The organism is Flavonifractor porci (assembly GCF_037572415.1).
GTDB lineage: Bacteria > Bacillota > Clostridia > Oscillospirales > Oscillospiraceae > Flavonifractor > Flavonifractor porci.
In genome coordinates, this window is record NZ_JBBHLB010000026.1 from 1 (window position 1) to 16,138 (window position 16,138).

The 16,138-nt window shown below is 55.0% G+C and carries 18 protein-coding genes and 2 pseudogenes; 18 read left to right on the plus strand and 2 right to left on the minus strand.

Annotated elements, in window-relative coordinates; all coding sequences use genetic code 11:
• Nucleotides 1-117 precede the first annotated feature (117 nt).
• The 8 genes and pseudogenes from WHJ28_RS16560 to WHJ28_RS15800 form a co-directional block, all read left to right on the plus strand.
• A pseudogene (locus WHJ28_RS16560) lies at nt 118-369 on the plus strand (phosphoadenosine phosphosulfate reductase); the annotation flags it as partial.
• A gap of 8 nt (nt 370-377) precedes the next feature.
• A complete protein-coding gene (locus WHJ28_RS15770; protein WP_340043001.1) occupies nt 378-1,013 on the plus strand; it encodes a hypothetical protein in 636 nt (211 codons plus the stop codon).
• Complete coding sequence (locus tag WHJ28_RS15775) at nt 1,010-1,789, plus strand: DUF7768 domain-containing protein (protein WP_340043002.1); 780 nt, start codon at nt 1,010-1,012, stop codon at nt 1,787-1,789. The genes WHJ28_RS15770 and WHJ28_RS15775 overlap by 4 nt, the downstream gene beginning before the upstream one ends.
• Nucleotides 1,786-2,379, plus strand: coding sequence for a hypothetical protein (locus WHJ28_RS15780; RefSeq protein ID WP_325244243.1), 594 nt, complete (start codon nt 1,786-1,788; stop codon nt 2,377-2,379). Before WHJ28_RS15775 ends, WHJ28_RS15780 begins: the two co-directional genes overlap by 4 nt.
• Nucleotides 2,369-3,112 (plus strand): DNA-methyltransferase, encoded by a 744-nt coding sequence (locus WHJ28_RS15785; protein WP_325244245.1) that lies wholly within the window; start codon nt 2,369-2,371, stop codon nt 3,110-3,112. The genes WHJ28_RS15780 and WHJ28_RS15785 overlap by 11 nt, the downstream gene beginning before the upstream one ends.
• A gap of 431 nt (nt 3,113-3,543) precedes the next feature.
• Nucleotides 3,544-3,861, plus strand: coding sequence for a plasmid mobilization protein (locus tag WHJ28_RS15790; RefSeq protein ID WP_087378833.1), 318 nt, complete (start codon nt 3,544-3,546; stop codon nt 3,859-3,861).
• Nucleotides 3,861-5,267: a relaxase/mobilization nuclease domain-containing protein gene (locus tag WHJ28_RS15795; RefSeq protein WP_340043003.1), complete on the plus strand. Its 1,407-nt coding sequence runs from the start codon at nt 3,861-3,863 to the stop codon at nt 5,265-5,267. The genes WHJ28_RS15790 and WHJ28_RS15795 overlap by 1 nt, the downstream gene beginning before the upstream one ends.
• Entirely contained in the window at nt 5,248-5,895 is a 648-nt protein-coding gene (locus WHJ28_RS15800; protein ID WP_340043004.1) for a DUF3801 domain-containing protein, read from the plus strand. The genes WHJ28_RS15795 and WHJ28_RS15800 overlap by 20 nt, the downstream gene beginning before the upstream one ends.
• A 5-nt stretch (nt 5,896-5,900) precedes the next feature.
• Here the strand turns inward: WHJ28_RS15800 and WHJ28_RS15805 are convergent, their stop codons facing one another.
• Entirely contained in the window at nt 5,901-6,125 is a 225-nt protein-coding gene (locus WHJ28_RS15805) for a helix-turn-helix domain-containing protein (RefSeq protein ID WP_006574432.1), read from the minus strand.
• Nucleotides 6,126-6,239: 114 nt separating this feature from the next.
• On the opposite strand from WHJ28_RS15805, the gene WHJ28_RS15810 reads away from it, so the two are divergent.
• The 5 genes and pseudogenes from WHJ28_RS15810 to WHJ28_RS15830 all read left to right on the plus strand — a co-directional run bounded on the left by WHJ28_RS15810 (nt 6,240) and on the right by WHJ28_RS15830 (nt 9,801).
• A complete protein-coding gene (locus tag WHJ28_RS15810) occupies nt 6,240-6,728 on the plus strand; it encodes an SLOG family protein (protein WP_340043005.1) in 489 nt (162 codons plus the stop codon).
• A gap of 371 nt (nt 6,729-7,099) precedes the next feature.
• Nucleotides 7,100-7,474, plus strand: a pseudogene (locus WHJ28_RS15815) (type IV secretory system conjugative DNA transfer family protein); the annotation flags it as partial.
• 5 nt (nt 7,475-7,479) lie between these two features.
• Complete coding sequence (locus WHJ28_RS15820) at nt 7,480-8,532, plus strand: VirD4-like conjugal transfer protein, CD1115 family (RefSeq protein WP_340043006.1); 1,053 nt, start codon at nt 7,480-7,482, stop codon at nt 8,530-8,532.
• Complete coding sequence (locus tag WHJ28_RS15825; protein WP_006574296.1) at nt 8,529-8,855, plus strand: hypothetical protein; 327 nt, start codon at nt 8,529-8,531, stop codon at nt 8,853-8,855. Before WHJ28_RS15820 ends, WHJ28_RS15825 begins: the two co-directional genes overlap by 4 nt.
• A gap of 100 nt (nt 8,856-8,955) precedes the next feature.
• Nucleotides 8,956-9,801: a VirB6/TrbL-like conjugal transfer protein, CD1112 family gene (locus WHJ28_RS15830; protein WP_006574297.1), complete on the plus strand. Its 846-nt coding sequence runs from the start codon at nt 8,956-8,958 to the stop codon at nt 9,799-9,801.
• Here the strand turns inward: WHJ28_RS15830 and WHJ28_RS15835 are convergent.
• Entirely contained in the window at nt 9,798-10,160 is a 363-nt protein-coding gene (locus WHJ28_RS15835) for a molecular chaperone GrpE (protein WP_340043007.1), read from the minus strand. The genes WHJ28_RS15830 and WHJ28_RS15835 overlap by 4 nt on opposite strands.
• A 102-nt stretch (nt 10,161-10,262) precedes the next feature.
• Here WHJ28_RS15835 and WHJ28_RS15840 point away from each other — a divergent pair, with 102 nt between their 5' ends.
• The 5 genes from WHJ28_RS15840 to WHJ28_RS15860 all read left to right on the plus strand — a co-directional run bounded on the left by WHJ28_RS15840 (nt 10,263) and on the right by WHJ28_RS15860 (nt 15,811).
• On the plus strand, nt 10,263-10,616 hold the full coding sequence (locus WHJ28_RS15840) for a PrgI family protein (protein WP_006574299.1): 354 nt from the start codon (nt 10,263-10,265) through the stop codon (nt 10,614-10,616).
• A complete protein-coding gene (locus tag WHJ28_RS15845; RefSeq protein WP_340043008.1) occupies nt 10,609-12,945 on the plus strand; it encodes a VirB4-like conjugal transfer ATPase, CD1110 family in 2,337 nt (778 codons plus the stop codon). Before WHJ28_RS15840 ends, WHJ28_RS15845 begins: the two co-directional genes overlap by 8 nt.
• A gap of 90 nt (nt 12,946-13,035) precedes the next feature.
• Nucleotides 13,036-14,187: a hypothetical protein gene (locus WHJ28_RS15850; protein ID WP_340043009.1), complete on the plus strand. Its 1,152-nt coding sequence runs from the start codon at nt 13,036-13,038 to the stop codon at nt 14,185-14,187.
• Nucleotides 14,188-14,202: 15 nt separating this feature from the next.
• Complete coding sequence (locus WHJ28_RS15855; protein ID WP_340043010.1) at nt 14,203-15,120, plus strand: C40 family peptidase; 918 nt, start codon at nt 14,203-14,205, stop codon at nt 15,118-15,120.
• A 97-nt stretch (nt 15,121-15,217) separates the two neighbouring features.
• Nucleotides 15,218-15,811 carry a recombinase family protein gene (locus WHJ28_RS15860; protein WP_340043011.1) on the plus strand — a complete coding sequence of 198 codons (594 nt, stop codon included), beginning with the start codon at nt 15,218-15,220 and terminating at the stop codon, nt 15,809-15,811.
• Nucleotides 15,812-16,138: the final 327 nt, after the last annotated feature.

Below are 16,138 nucleotides of genomic sequence, written 5' to 3' on the forward strand. Positions count from 1 at the left end.
CAGATAATCCCTTACAATCTCTATTTTCTTCTCGTATGCCACCTTACTTCTGGACATAAATATCTCCCCCTATAGAAGCAGTGTTTTATTTCACTGTCTCCTATAGGGGGAGCATATCAGGCAGGGCTGCTTTCGCCTGTCTACACATTTACAAACCGCGGGGGCTGCTGGTTCTGCCCTAACGCCAAAAGAAAAGAACTGCGCCATCTCTATGACTACCACCCAAACCTGTGGGAACGGATGTTGGAGCTGCAGGCCTTACCCAACAAGGTGAGCGAGAAATTCAATCGCAGAGAGACCTTCTCCGACATTGACGAGGAGTTTCGTTTGGAAGATGCGCAGGAGAGTCTGTTCCAAAATGCTGCATAAAAAAGGAGATGAGAACAACGAGCAATCAGAAATATGAGATCACGGAGATCTCGCACGAAAAGTATCCCTTCCTTCATCGTATCCGGGCACTCCGAGATGTGAGTGCGGAGGTCAGAGCCGGTGATTTAGGTGGTTTCGTGGAGAGCGAGAGCAACCTTTCCTTTGAGCCGGACGATACCGCATGGATCTTTGACGATGCCATTGCCTGCAATGACGCCTATGTTGACAAGGGGGCTGTTCTGCGCGGAGAGGCGGTTGTCTGCGACAACGCTTATATCTCTATGGGCGCTGTCCTTTCCGGCCATGCGCGGGTAGAGGACAATGCCTATATACGCGGCGCTGTGCTCAGCGCCTCTGCCAGGGCCTCCGGGTTTTCTATGATCCTCAATGACAAGGATACCATGGGCGTTCCCATTCTGTCCGGCCACTGCGCGGTCTATGGCAAAGTATCCGGGGATGTGCGTCTGACAGGTAGCGCATTGGTGATCAGCGGTGAGGAGATCCGCAACGATACACTGGATACTCTGGTGATCAGCGGGAAAAACCGTTCTGTGATCCGGGATTCGTCCCGAGACGAACTGGCTCCTCAACAGCCAGCTCCTTCTCCCCCCAAGAAACAGAAAGGCTGTGAGATGAGCAGATGAGCAACTTTTTTGAGCAGGAACTCCGTAAACTGTTTGCGGACGGGGCTGTAATCCATGATCCGGTCTTTGTAGGCCGTGCTTGCCTGGGTGGCTTGGACAGAAACCGTCAGGTGAGGGCTGAATTTGTTACACTGGGCCATGCGGATCACTATGCAGCTCTTCGTCTGACGCTGCTGGACAGCAATCAGGGTGTGGTGGACAAGCTGACTCTTCGGTTCAAGGATGTATGGGGAAAACAGAAGATCCCCAACAACCCCTACCTGCGGGATGGCGTTGATCCGCATATTTGGGTAGATGGTGACCGGATCGATTGGTATGCCTACCATCCCTCCCAGGAGGACTACCGGCAGCTCCGGCGAATGGCCAGCGACTATGTGGAGACTTTTCGCATTCAAGTCCCGGCAAAAGACCACGGACCCCAATTGGTGTACATCTGCGCACCCCTCCGAGGTGAGGTAGAGAAAAACATTGCGTTCGCCAGACAGAAAGCCCAGGAAGTCTTTCAGGCGGGCGACATCCCAGTCTGCCCCCATCTCATGTTCCCGCCCATCGCAGATCCGGGCGATCCGGTGCAGGATCAGGCCGCACGGGAGATGGGCCTTCGGCTGGTAGAAAAGTGCCAGCAGGTCAATGTCTATGGACCGGTCACGGAAGGGATGTGGGCGGAGATCCATCGCGCCAATAAACTGGATATCCCAGTGGTAACCGATTTGAAAACGAAGGGACGCACTTCGCCCAGAAGAAAGAAAAGCGCCAAGCGCGAGGAGGTCAAATGATCCGAGAAAAGACCACGGAGGACTTGCGGCACATGACCGATGAGGAAGGGCTGATCCTCCAGGGCTGCGGCGGCGACCTTCAGGAATGGGTGGACGGAATCAATGATCTGCTCACCCAGGAAGGAATCCTGCTGAATGGCACCAAATTTGAACATGCGGCCACATTCCAGCACGACGGTCTCACAAACCTGCTGTTCTCTTTTGAGGGGGTACAGCTGAATGTGGGAAAGCTTGCGATGTGGCGGATTCAGGCACACAGCCAGTTTGGCAGCACTTGGCTGTCCGACTATGTGCCCAATCGGCTGGGTGGTTTCCTGGATCAGCCGAACCAGCAGGAGCGAGCAAAACCGTACTGTTCGCTGATTGAACAAGACGGTAACATCTTCAACCTGATGGGGGCAGCGTCCAGAACGCTCCGGGAGCATGGTATGGGTGACCAAGCCAAAGAGATGTGTGACCGCATCACCGGAGGGAATTGCCACAGTTACCATGAGGCGCTGTGTATCATCAGCGAATATGTGGAGACGGCTCTGCCCGCGCTCCAAAATCAATCCAAAGGAAAGAAGGAGAAACATGCCTATGAGCGATAACATCACTGCGATTCATCCCAACTGGGAGATCATCCACGGCGACGCACTGAAGGTCCTGCGCGAGTTTGCCCCTAATACCTTCGATGCGGTCATCACCGATCCCCCCTATGCCTCTGGGGGTCGAACCCAGGCGGAGAAAAACAAGTCCACCGACAAGAAATATTCCAGCATGGGGGAAAGCGCACCCCCTCCCTTTGATGGCGACTCCAAGGATCAGCGATCCTGGACCCGCTGGGCCGCTGAATGGCTCTATGACGCCCGCAAGGTCTGTAAACCCGGTGCCCCTGTGTGCATGTTTATCGACTGGCGGCAGCTCCCCGCAGCCACTGATGCGCTCCAGTGGGCGGGGTGGATCTGGCGCGGTACCGCTGTCTGGGACAAAGGCAACAGCCGTCCCCAGAAGGGCCGTTTCCGCCAGCAGGCTGAGTACATTGTCTGGGGTTCCAACGGGGATATGCCTATCAGCAGACCTGTCCCCTGTCTGCCCGGCGTATTCAAGTATGGCAATCCCCAGAACCGCATCCACCTGACGGAAAAGCCCTTGCAGCTCATGCGGGATGTGGTGAAGATCACCGAGCCGGGCGGACATATTCTGGACCCCTTTGCCGGTTCCGGCAGCACGGTGCTGGCTGCCGTGCTGGAGGGTTACTCCGCCACTGGCATCGAGGTTACGGATGCCTATGCCGCCCTGTCCAAAGAACGGATTGCGCGGGAACTGGCCCAGGGTGTGTGACGGCGTACTGTCTGCCGATTGTCCTTGATGAGTTTTCTGGTAGTATATTGTAGTTTGGGCAGGGTGTCACAATAGACACCCTGCCCGGATTTTTTTAACCTTCAGGGTGCTAACATAGACACCCTTGTATGGAGATGATCATGTCAGAGGAATATTGAGCATTCCAGCCTGCAAGGTAGGCGTCACCGCTCTGGCCCAGAGCGGTGATTTTTCTTTTTCGAGGAGTTGGCAGGCTCTGCCTGCCTGGATTATGATCCACCTACCGCATGAGAAAAGGCCCCGCTTCGGCGGGGCCTAGACAACGCCGCCAGGGGCGGCGTTGGGCAAGCATAGCGCAAATGTACATTTTGCGCGCTTGCAGGGGAAACCCCTGACCCCAATGCCGCCTGCAGGCGGAAGGTTTGCGGCAGAGCCGCAGAAAGGAGGCACGCTTGGGGCTCCCAAAAGAAAAACACCATCTGCACATCGAGCTGACGGCGGAGCAGTATCAGCAGCTCTGCCGTCAGGCCAAACTCTGCGGACTATGCAAACGGGCTTATATCGTCCGGCTCATCGATGGGACTCCGATCCGGGCCAGACCCTCCCAGGAAATCAAGGACCTCCGCACGGAGATCCATCACATCGGCAATAACATCAACCAGATTGCCCGCAGTGTCAATGCCGGTATCGCCACGGCAGAGGATGCCAGGCGTGGACTGTTCCTGCTAGATAAAGTCTATGAGTTGATGTACCAGGTGGCCAATCCGTAATGGCTGTCACCAAGATCCTGGCTCGAAAAGGTCGGTTGGATATCGGGATCGACTACATCCTCAACGGCGATAAGACGGAGCAGAAGATCCTCACAGCCCATCAGGGCTGTGAACCAGGCCGGGAGTGCCGTCAGATGCTGGAGACCAAACGGGACACCGAAAACATGGGGGGCGTCCAGTACTACCATATTGTCCAGTCCTTCAAGCCCGGCGAAATCTCTCCCGAGCTGGCTCTGGAAATTGCCAAGACTTTCGCTGCGGAGCATCTGAACGGTTACGAGGCGGTAATTGCCACCCATGTGGATCGGGGGCATATCCACTCACACATTGTGTTCAACTCCGTGAACGCGGACACCGGCGAGAAATATCATAGCAATGCCAGAAGCTATTACTGCCAGATCCGGGCCATCTCAGACCGGCTGTGCCGGGAGCACGGCCTCTCCGTGATCCTATCCGGAGAGACCTCCAAATCCATGAGCTATGTGGAGTGGCTACGTCAATCCAAGGGTCAACCCACCTTCCGCTCCATGCTGGAGGCGGATCTCCGGGAGTCCATTGAGGACGCCAATGACCTGGGACACTTCTTCCTGCTCATGGAGCACAAGGGCTACGAGATCCGCCACGGAAACCGTCTGGGATTCCGTCTGCGGGGGCAGGAGCGGTTTCAGTATCCAGGCAGAAAAAATGCCGCCTTCACAGAGGACGGTATCCGTGCCGCCATCCTGGGCAATTTGGAGGAAATCGAGACGGGTCAACGGGCCGCTTTTGCTGACAGGCCTATGTTTCGTCCCTACCGCAGACACCCCAAATACACGGGCTTTTTGGCCCTGTACGTTCATTATCTCTACCTGCTGGGAAAAATCGAACAGCGACAGTATCCCCCCAGGATGACGCCGCACCTGCGGCAGGAAGTCATGAAATTTGAGCAGTACCGGACACAGTTTGCTTTCCTGCGAGAGAACAACATTTCCACCACTGACGAACTGACCGCCTATCAAAGCCGCACAGAGGAAACACTGGCCGATCTGATGAAGCAGCGCACCATCCTCAATGTGCGCAAAAAGAAGCGGCAGGCGCTGTACGACGCCCTGGCGGATGTGGAGGCCCTGGCACCGGCCAAGGTATGCTATGAGAAGGGGCTGTCCGGCATGGAGGAAGAGTTTGCCCGCTACATGCAAGCCGTGTGCCTATTGGAACAGTGCAGTCTCTCTCCAGAGCATCTGACACAAGAAAAAACGGAGGTGTATAACCAGCTTGCCGAGCTAAACCGGCAGATCCGCGCAGAACGCAAAAAGCTGGCCCTGTGCCGGGAAATCCAGACGGCAAGTAAGCAGATGGAAGAAGATATCCGCAAAACCGAAACAAGAGGAAAAGAGGTGGAACACGATGAACATCGGAGGCGGTGAGGCTGCCGACCAGATGGTTCGCATGATGTTGGCCGGCACAGAAGTAACGGTTCGGCTGGGCGCGTCCGCTCTCAAAAATCTACTGGCCATCACGCTGGCTTTGGCAAAGCATCACAAGACCCTGTCCGGGAAGGTCAACATGGGAAAAATGCTCCGGGAGACACGGGATATCCGAATGTTCCCCATGTCGCCGGAACAGTATCAGGCATTCAAGCAGAGGGCAGTCAAACAGAAGATCCTATTTTCTGTCATCCGGGATTCGGATGGTCGCGGCAAGGTGGTAGATGTGGCCATGCCAGTCACAGAGCTGGAGCGCGCCAATCTCATTTTTGAGCGCATCCGATACCTTCCGCAGGATCGCCAGAGTACACCAGCCAAGGAGCAAGCTCCCGTGCGGGATTCACAGATTCGGGAGGAAAAAACGCCAAAAAAAGAGTCTCGGTCGGAGTTCGACTTGGCCGGTATCAGCGGCAGCTCCAGTATCTCCAAGAGCGAAATCAGTACGGAGACGACCCATGAGCGCCCCTCTGTTCTGGCACAGCTGAAGGGGTACCGGGAGCAGCTAAATCGGCAGCACAAAGCGGCTCCGGCCAGAAACAGACAAAAAGGACGCCCCAAACAGAGATAATGCCCCTACTGTTGGGGAGTATGTTCACACTCACAATCGATTACAAACAAGTCATTTGGTGTGCAGTTTAGCAATAAACACAGGGTTTCAATTCTCTCCAATTTGATAGACTGAGTTTCATTGTTTACCATTCGGTTGAAATTCTGATAGCTCATTCCAAGTTGCTTATAGAGCCAATATTTTGTCCTGCCCTGTTTCTCCAGCAATTCCAACACATTCAGTTTCACCATATCTCATGCTCCTATTATCTAATGCTATAGTTAGATAATATGGAATTGCTCACTCGAAGGTATAGACTATTACATTAGATAATGTTATAGTCTACGCCGAAGGAGGAGTGGTTTATGCATGAGCAAGAACTACGGCAGCACCGTTGCTGCTTTACGGGACACAGACCAGAAAAGCTGAACATCTCAGAAGAACAGTTATGTGTACGATTAGGACTGGAAATCGACCGAGCGATAGAAGATGGGTTTACTACCTTTATTTCAGGTATGGCAAAGGGGGTAGATATTTGCGCGGCAGAACTGGTTCTTAAACGCAGAGTATCAGATGACCGACTGAAGCTGATCTGCGCACTTCCGTATGAAAATTTTGGGCTTCATTGGAGTGCGTCTTGGACTAGTCGTTATGTGGAGGTGATACGGCACGCAGATCTGGTGCGCTGTATTAGTCAGGAGTTCTCCTATTCCGCATACCAGCGCCGCAATGAATGGATGGTAGATCACTCCGGGCGGGTGATCGCGGTCTATACGGGTGAGCGTGGTGGAACCAGAAATACCATCGCTTATGCCAAACAACAGCACATTCCGTGTGTTGTCATCACACCATAAATAAGGGGACTCAGCAGACGAATCCATCTGCTGAGTCCCCTGTGTTTGTCTGGAGGTGAGTTTTCCTGAAGCAAAGCTCCAGGGCCGGGGACATTGTCCTGGCCCTGTTTTTCTATGTTCCGGTGGTCTGGGGCGCATTGCTCATTGCCCAATCCTTGGGGCGTGGATTGCCGGAACTTCTTACCAATCTGACAACGGCGCTCCAGCACCCGCTGGATATCCATTGGACAGACAAAAGCCTGCTGTCCATCCTGATCTGTACCGGCCTCTATATCATGGGCCTATGTATCTACGTCTCTGAGCAACGGCGCACTCGGGACGGTGAGGAGCACGGCTCCGCCGCCTGGGGCTCTCCCCGGCAGGTCAACGCTATGTTCCGCCAAAAAGAGAACAAGATCCTGACCCGCCATGTCCGCTTGGGCCTAGACACCCACAAACACCGCCGCTCCCTCAACGTCCTGGTTATTGGCGGCAGCGGCGCGGCCAAGACCCGCAGCTATGTGAAACCAAACATTCTGGAGGCCAACACCAATTATGTCATTACCGACCCGAAAATGGAGGTGCTCACAGCCACCGGAGGGTGGCTGAAAAGCAAGGGATATGACATCCGGGTACTCAACCTGGTCAACCTGGAGGAGTCGGACGGGTATAACCCATTCCGCTATCTGAGAGATGAAAAAGATGTCCTCAAGCTGGTTAATAATCTCATCCAGGCTACCACACCAAAGGGCAGCCACGAATCTGATCCGTTTTGGACCAAAGCCGAGACGGCGCTCCTCCAGGCATCATCCTCATGCTGTTCCAGGAGGCCCCGGAGTATGAGCAGAACTTCTCCATGGTCATGCGGGTGCTGGAATACGCGGAGGTCCGGGAGGAGGATGACGAGTATCTCTCCCCCCTGGATCTGCTGTTCCAGGCCATGGAACGGGAGAACCCGGAGAGCGTGGCTCTCAGGCAGTACAAAGTATTCAAGCAGAGCGCGGGCAAGACAGCCAAGAGCATCCTGGTATCCGCCGCGGTTCGTCTGGCCCCCTTTAACCTACCCCAGATTCGGGCCATCACAGACCACGACGATATGGACCTCTATACCCTGGGAGAAAAGAAATGCGCTCTCTACGCCGTGATCCCGGACAATGACAACACCTTCAATTTCTTGGTGTCCCTGCTCTATTCCCAGGCCTTTCAGACACTTTATTACAGTGCGGACCAGATCCATCATGGGGCGCTGCCCCAGCACGTCCACTTTGTATTGGATGAGTTCGCAGCCATGCCGCTGCCAGGGTACACTCGTGAATTGGCCACCATGCGTTCCCGCAACATTTCCTCCAGCACCATCATTCAGAACATGGCCCAGATCAAGGAGCTGTACAAGGACTCCTGGGAGACCATCCCCGGCAACTCGGACACCATCCTCTATCTGGGCGGCAACGAGCAGAGCACCCATAAGTACATCTCCGAGGCCCTGGGCAAGGCCACCATTGATACAAAGACCCATGGGCAGACCAAGGGCAAATCGGGCTCCTACTCCACCAATTTCCAGATGAGCGGACGGGAGCTGCTTACCCCCGATGAGGTTCGTGCGTTGGATAATCGCTATTGCATCTTGTTTATCCGGGGAGCAAAACCCGTCATGGACCTAAAGTATGAACTGACCGAGCACCCCGCTATCCGCTACACCGTGGACGGAGGCGGAGCGCCGTATATTCACCATGGACACAACACCACACCGGCCATTCCAGGCACACCGTTCTTCCAGGTTATTTCTGCCGATGAAACCAACAAAGAAAAGGAGACTGCAGCATGAAACATGATCTGACCACCCGTAAGTATGAGCGCCGCGCACGGAAACTGTACGCCCTGTTTTCCTGCCTCGTTCTGGCGCTGACCGTTATGGTTGTCCCAGCCTTTGCCGCAGACGATCCGCTGACGGTCGTCAACAACCTTTCCGAGTTCATCTTCTCCCTGATTCGAGCCATCGGCCTGATCCTGCTGGGCTTCGGCGTCCTCCAGCTGGGCCTGTCCCTCAAGAGCCATGACCCCTCCCAGCGGGCCAATGGCATGCTCACCATCGCCGGTGGTATCGTGATCACCTTTACCAAGGAGATCCTCACCCTCATCACCGGCTGATGAGGAAGAAACGCAAGAACACCCACGGCCCTGGAATGGGCCGTGGGTGAGAAAGGAGTGGCTGCAACATGAGATACAGCCTGTATGGGAGGTGAAGTGATTGGGCAGTGGAAACTGGATCGTAGACAATCTGAATTCCGCCCTGCAGACCTGGAACGACAAACTCGCAGAGATCTGGACCCTGATCAGCACAACCCCAGAGGACTTCAAAGGCGGCGGGATCTGGAACGTGATCGTCAGCATCAACGGGGCGCTGCAAGCCATTGGCTATGCTCTGTTGGTGCTGTTTTTTGTGATGGGCGTAGTCAAGACCTGCGGCAGCTTTACCGAGATTAAGCGCCCGGAGGTGGCCTTCAAGTGCTTTATCCGCTTTGTGCTGGCACAGGCGGCAGTGACCTACGGCATGGAACTGATGAACGCCCTGTTCCGAGTGGCCCAGGGGGCAATCTCCACCATCATGGATGCATCCGGCATGACTGCCATGTCACCCACCACACTGCCGGAAGAACTCATTACCGCCATTGAAAGCGTGGGACTGTTGGAGTCCATCCCCCTTTGGGCGGTGACTCTGCTGGGCTCCCTGTTTATCTGGGTTCTGTCCCTCGTTATGATCCTGACCGTTTACTCCCGCTTTTTCAAGCTCTACATGGCCACCGCCATCGCGCCTATCCCCCTGGCCAGTTTCGCGGGACAGCCCTCCAGCAGCATCGGCGTCGCTTTCCTCAAAAGCTATGCCGCCATCTGCCTGGAGGGCTGTATCATTGTGCTGGCCTGCGTCATTTTTTCGCAGTTTGCCTCCGCCCCGCCCGCTGTGGGCGACGCTTCCACAGCACCGGCTACACTGGTCTGGAACTACATTGGCGAGTTGATCTTCAATATGCTGGTGCTGGTTGGTTCCATCAAGATGAGTGACCGGATCATCCGGGAATTGATGGGGCTTGGTTAATCATCGTCAAACAGGTCGTCCACCTGGATCTTATATCCGCCATCCGCTTCTGGTTTCCTGTACATTTGGGCCTCCCGCATCCGGTTGAGCACGATGAGTTCCAGCATCTTGTCCTCTCTCCTCCGGAGCAGGATGTCCTGAACCTTCCGAACCAGGGAGACCACCCAGGACAGAACTACAACCGCCAGCAGCGCATACCAGATGACGTTGGCCAGCGTTTGATTGGCATAGTACCATTCATGAAAAACGGTGGGAACGATCAGCGCATAAACCAGTGGGATGGTCAGGCGAAACACCGCTGCCAGGCGGAACACAATGGAGAGTAAGATCATTACGCTCCCGAGCATCAGATATGCCATACGCTCAACTCCCTTCCTAAGTTGAGCAAATGGTAGCATAGCCGGACAGGCTTTGCAACGGTCTGTCCATGAAAACCAAACAGAAATGCAGGAGGTGATACCTTGGAGGTACGCATCAATAAAGAGGTGCGGAATTACCAGGAAAGTCTATTTTTCGGCCTGTCCCTGCGGCAATTTTTGTTTGCCCTGCTGGCCGTTCTGGTGGCGCTGGCCGTGTACTTTTGCCTGCACCCGGTGCTTGGAACAGGCGAGATCGGATGGGTGTGTATCCTGGCCGCGTTTCCATTCGCCCTGGGTGGTTTTTTCACCTATAACGGCATGACGCTGGAACGCTTTCTCATGGCGTATATCCGCTCGGAATTTTTCATGCCCAAACGTCTCTTGTTCCGTTCAAACGATCTCTATGTCCAACTCATGGAACATTCATCGATAAAGGAGGCCATTCGACTTGATTAAGACCCTTCAAAACACATTGAAGCAGGACAAGGAGCACCTTACGGTGCCAAAGTCCGTTCAGGACACCATCCCCATCCGCCGGATCTGGCCGGATGGGCTTTTCCAGTTCGGCGGGAAATTCTCGAAAACCATCCGCTTCTCCGACATCAATTACGCCATCGCTTCCAAAGAGGACAAGACGTCCATGTTCCTGGGCTACTCGGAACTACTCAATGCCCTGGACACCGGCTCTACCACCAAAATCACCATCAACAACAAGCGGCTCAACCGCCGCAACTTTGAGCGGGAAATCCTGATCCCGCCCCAGGGGGATCATCTGGACGGAGGCCGTTCGGAGTACAACGCCATGCTGCTTGACAAGGTCACCGACTCCTCCAACAGCATGGTGCAGGAGCGATATGTCACCGTCTCCACCCATAAGAAAACGCCTGAGGAGGCCCGGACCTTCTTCGACCGAGTCATGAATGATGTGACCACCCGGCTCAATCACCTGGATTCCCACTGCGAGGAGTTGGACGCGGTGGAGCGGCTGCGTGTGCTCCACGACTTTTACCGAGTGGGCGAGGAGTCCCGGTTCCATATCGACCTGCGGGAGTGCATGAAAACAGGACGCTCCTTCAAGAACACCATCTGCCCGGACAGCATGGAGTTTCGGAAGGATCACTTCATCATGGGCGATAAATATGGCCGGGCCATGTTCCTCAAGGAGTATGCCAGCTACATCAAGGACTCCATGATCAATGAGCTTACCAGCCTGAACCGCACCATGATGCTGTCCATCGACGTGATCCCTGTCCCCACCGATGAGGCCGTGCGTGAGATGCAGAACCGCCTGTTGGGGGTGGAGACCAACGTCACCAACTGGCAGCGGCGGCAGAACAGCAACAACAACTTCTCCGCGGTGGTGCCCTACGACCTGGAGCAGCAGCGGAAAGAGACGCGGGAAATGCTGGATGATCTAACCACACGGGATCAGCGGATGATGTTCGCCGTGGTGACTCTGGTGCATCTGGCCGACAGCAAGGAGGAGCTGGACAGCGACACAGAGACCCTCCAGTCCATCGCACGCAAGCATTTGTGTCAGCTGACCACTCTGAACTGGCAGCAGGACGCGGGCCTTGTCACCGCCCTCCCCTTGGGTCTGCGGCGGATCGACGCCCTGCGCACCCTTACCACCGAGGCCCTGGCCGTCCTCATGCCCTTCAAAGCCCAGGAGATCCGGGACCGGGGCGGCATCTACTACGGCCAGAATGTCATCAGTAAAAATCTCATCATTGCCGACCGCAAGCAGCTCCTCAACGGCAACGGATTTGTTCTGGGCGTGTCTGGCTCTGGCAAATCCTTTACCGCCAAACGAGAGATTACCGCCCTGGCCCTCTCTACCCAGGATGACATCCTGATCATCGATCCGGAGTCGGAATACCGTCCTCTGGTAGAAGGACTGGGGGGCGAGGTGGTGGAGATCTCCGCCACCTCCAGCAACCACATCAACGCCATGGACATGGAGCAGGGCTACGGCGAGGGTGAAAACCCCGTGGTGCTGAAATCGGAGTTCCTGCTTTCTCTCTGTGAACAGTCTGTGGGGGCCGGAAAGCTGTCTGCCAAGGAGAAGTCTATCATCGACCGCTGTACGGCACAGTGCTACCACGACTATGTGCGGGACGGCTGCCGGGGCCAGGCCCCCACGCTCCAGGACTTCCACGCGGAACTGCTGCGCCAGCCGGAGGCCGAGGCGCGGGACGTGGCTCTGGCCCTGGAACTGTTCACGGAGGGCAGTCTCAACACCTTTGCCAAACCCACCAATGTGGACATGAGCTCCCGCATCGCCTGCTATGATATCCGGAAGCTGGGCAAACAGCTGCTCTCCATGGGCATGCTGGTGATCCTGGACAGCTTTCTCAACCGAATCACCCGCAACCGACGCCTGGGGCGGAATACCTGGATCTATATCGATGAGATCTATCTGCTGTTCCAGCATGAGTACAGCGCCAACTTTCTGTTCACCCTTTGGAAGCGGGTGCGGAAGTACGGTGCCTGCTGCACCGGCCTGACACAGAATGTAGACGATCTGCTCCAGTCCCACACGGCCCGGACCATGCTGGCCAACAGTGAATTCCTGGTCATGCTCAACCAGGCCAGCACCGACCGGCTGGAGCTGGCCCGTCTGCTGAACATCTCAGACAACCAGCTCTCCTACATCACCAATGTGGACTTTGGGCGGGGCCTCATCAAGTGCGGCAGCGCCATTGTGCCCTTCATGGACAATTTCCCTCGTCATACGCAGCTCTATAAACTGATGACCACCAAGCCCTCTGACTTGGCCGCATAATAAAACCAGGGAGGGGCCAAGGCCCCTCCCTGCTGAATCGAGGTGACATATATCGATAAAATCAAAGAGAAACCCCAGGTGCGGCACACTTTGAAAGAACGGGTCAAGTCCGCGCCGAAGGAATTGATCCGGCGGGGGCTGGATGACGGCACAGAGCGCCTGCGGGGCCAGCTGCGGGACACGGCCCAGCACGGCCAGCGGGATAACTTCGGCGGTGACCAGTTGGGCGATGCCGAGGTGAGCGGTGTCAAACGGGCGGAGCAGCTGGCTGAGCGTCTGCTTGGAAAACGAAAGAAAGGTGCTAAGCACACCCAGAATGCAGGCCCGGACGGATACCCTGACCGTCACGATCCGCCAGGAGCGGCAAGACCAAGAGATGACGGCACTCTGCCTCCAAGGGGCCGCCGCCGCGGGAAAGAAGCGGGAGATCCGCTCCGGGCGCAGAGTGCGGGCAGAAGCCACCCCCAGCCGCAGTCCGCACTCCAAACGCCTCAAAAAAGAAACATCAAGACCAAGGACGCCTATCTGAAGATGCAAGCCGATCCCGCGCCTGCCACACCGCCAAGCGCCTTGCAGCAGGGAAAAGCGTCCTTTGTGCGGGAACGCCAGGGCACCCTTCTCCGCAGCGGGAAACCGGATCGGCGCTTGCACGCAAGAGAGGACAGTCCCTCGGTAGCTCCTCCCTCGGGAAAACGACCACAAGGTATAGAGGCCCGCAAGCAGCTACGGCAGGTGTCTGGGCAGACAGGTGGTTCTCGTGTGCAGCCCCGGCCTCATGCGGAGGCCTCCAGGCAGGCTATGGGCAGCACCGCAAAGACGGTAGTAAAAGAACGAGGTGTGCCGGTCAAATCGGCTGGCCATCTCATTCGCAAAACAGCTGGGATTGGAAAGCCGGGTGGGAAACCGCCTGTAAGAGCGTTTCCGGCCCGACAGGCCCGCCGTGCGGCGGAGGCGGGAGCCAGGTTGGCACGAACCCAAAAGGCCGCAAGGGTGGCCCGTATGACCGCCAGGCAGGCCGCACAGGCGGCAAACCGCACACTACGCGCTGTGATCGTGGCAGCTAAGGCTCTGGCCGCCGCGGCCACAGCAGGCGGTGGAGTGGTGATTGCGGTGGTGGTTGTCATCTGTCTGTGCGGCATCATCCTCGCCTCACCGCTAGGCATCTTTTTTGCCGGGTCGGATGAAACAACCGGGGCCATCTCTCCCGCTCAGGCGGTGGCACAGATCAACGGCGAATTGTGAGATAAGGTCTCCAGTATGCAGGCGGATGGTGGATATGATACGCTGGAGATTCAGGGACAGCCGCCCCCCTGGTCTGATATTCTGGCGGTGTTTGCCGTCAAAACGGCAGGCACAGCGGACGGAACGACTGTGGCGATACTGGATGTGGCAAATGTAGAAGCCCTGCGTACAGTATTCTGGGACATGACAAAGCTGACCTCCTCCTCCAGAGAGGTGGAGCACCCAGCCTCTGGAGATACCCCAGCCTGGACAGAGCGGATACTTACTGTAACCATCACCGCCAGGACGCCGGATGATATGCGGGTGTTTTATTCTTTTACAGAGGAACAGAATGAGGCGCTGAACGAACTGGTGGGAAATTCCGGTATTCTGGCCACCTTGGCTGGAGATCTCACGATCTCCGACACCACGGCAAAGAAGTTGCTGGCGGATCTGCCCGCTGACCTGGACCCAGAGCGCCGGGCCGTAGTAGAGACCGCCTGCAGGCTGGTGGGCAAGGTCAACTACTTCTGGGGCGGGAAGTCCCTGGTGATTGGCTGGGACTCCCGGTGGGGCCAGCTCACCAAGGTATGGGCAGACGGCAGCTCAACTACGGGAACCTACCTGCCTTATGGGCTAGATTGCAGTGGATTTGTCGATTGGGTATTTTACAATGTCACTGATGGAGAGTACGTCATAGGCCACGGCGGCGGCGCTCACATGCAGCACACCTACTGTACCCCCATCTCTTGGAATGAGGCCCAGCCAGGTGATCTGGTATTCTATCCGGGTGATGAGCATGTGGGGATCGTAGGCGGCAGAGACGCAAACGGAGATTTGATGATTATACACTGCACCTTTAAAACCAATAATGTAACAGTAAGTAGAGTGACAGGGTTTGCCTCTATTGCTAGGCCTAACTATGCAATGATTAAAATTCCAATTCAACACTAAATAATTGCTCAAACCGCTTATAATGGCAAGTACTTCCTGTATTTTTAATGTTTTTGGTCGTTTATAATGGAGTTATAACAACGATCGGAGGCGTTTTATGGGATTTGGTAAGTTATATGGTTACGCACGTGTATCCTCGAAAAGTCAAAATGAAGAGCGGCAAATTATTGCTTTGCGAGAATTTGGCATTGAGGCGCGAGACATTTTTTGCGATAAACAGTCTGGAAAGGATTTTGATCGTCCAGATTATCAAAAGCTGCTGCATCTACTGCAAGCAGGCGATGTATTGGTAGTAAAAAGCATTGATCGTCTGGGGAGAAATTATAATGAAATTCTGTGCCAATGGCGTATCTTAACAAAAGAAAAGCAGGTCTTTATTGTGGTCTTGGATATGCCGTTATTGGATACCAGAAGTACCCGTGATTTAACCGGTACGCTGATTGCTGACATCGTACTCCAGTTACTCTCCTATGTTGCACAGACAGAACGAGAATTTATAAAGCAGCGGCAAGCAGAAGGAATTGCGGCAGCGAAGGATCGAGGGGTACGATTTGGTGTCCCTCCAAAGGTAAGGCCGAAAGAATTTCATCAAATAGAACTATCGTGGAAACAAGGGGCGATATCAGCACGGGAGGCAGCCAGACGGTTAGGGGTGTGTCATAAGACTTTTTTGCGCTGGACTCGAAATTAGAGGGGGACATACCAAGCAGGGCAGGAGAGTTCCTCACTACCCTTGCCTATTTGACGAAAATAAACGGGGCTGGTGAGAAAATTTTGGTTATAAAGGTTGAGATTATGCACCGGTCAAAACAAATCACATTTCCGAGGGGAAAGAAGTAGAATAGTACTTAATTGAAGTGGATTTTCAATTATTCAAATATTGCTCTTAAAACACCGCACTTGTCCTGATACACTGAAAAAGTAGCCAGATTTGCTGGGAAGTGGTGTTATGATTTACCTTTCTTTTTAATTGGATCATAATTTGTTTGGAGGCTTTAAGAGCTTCCTTATTTTATCA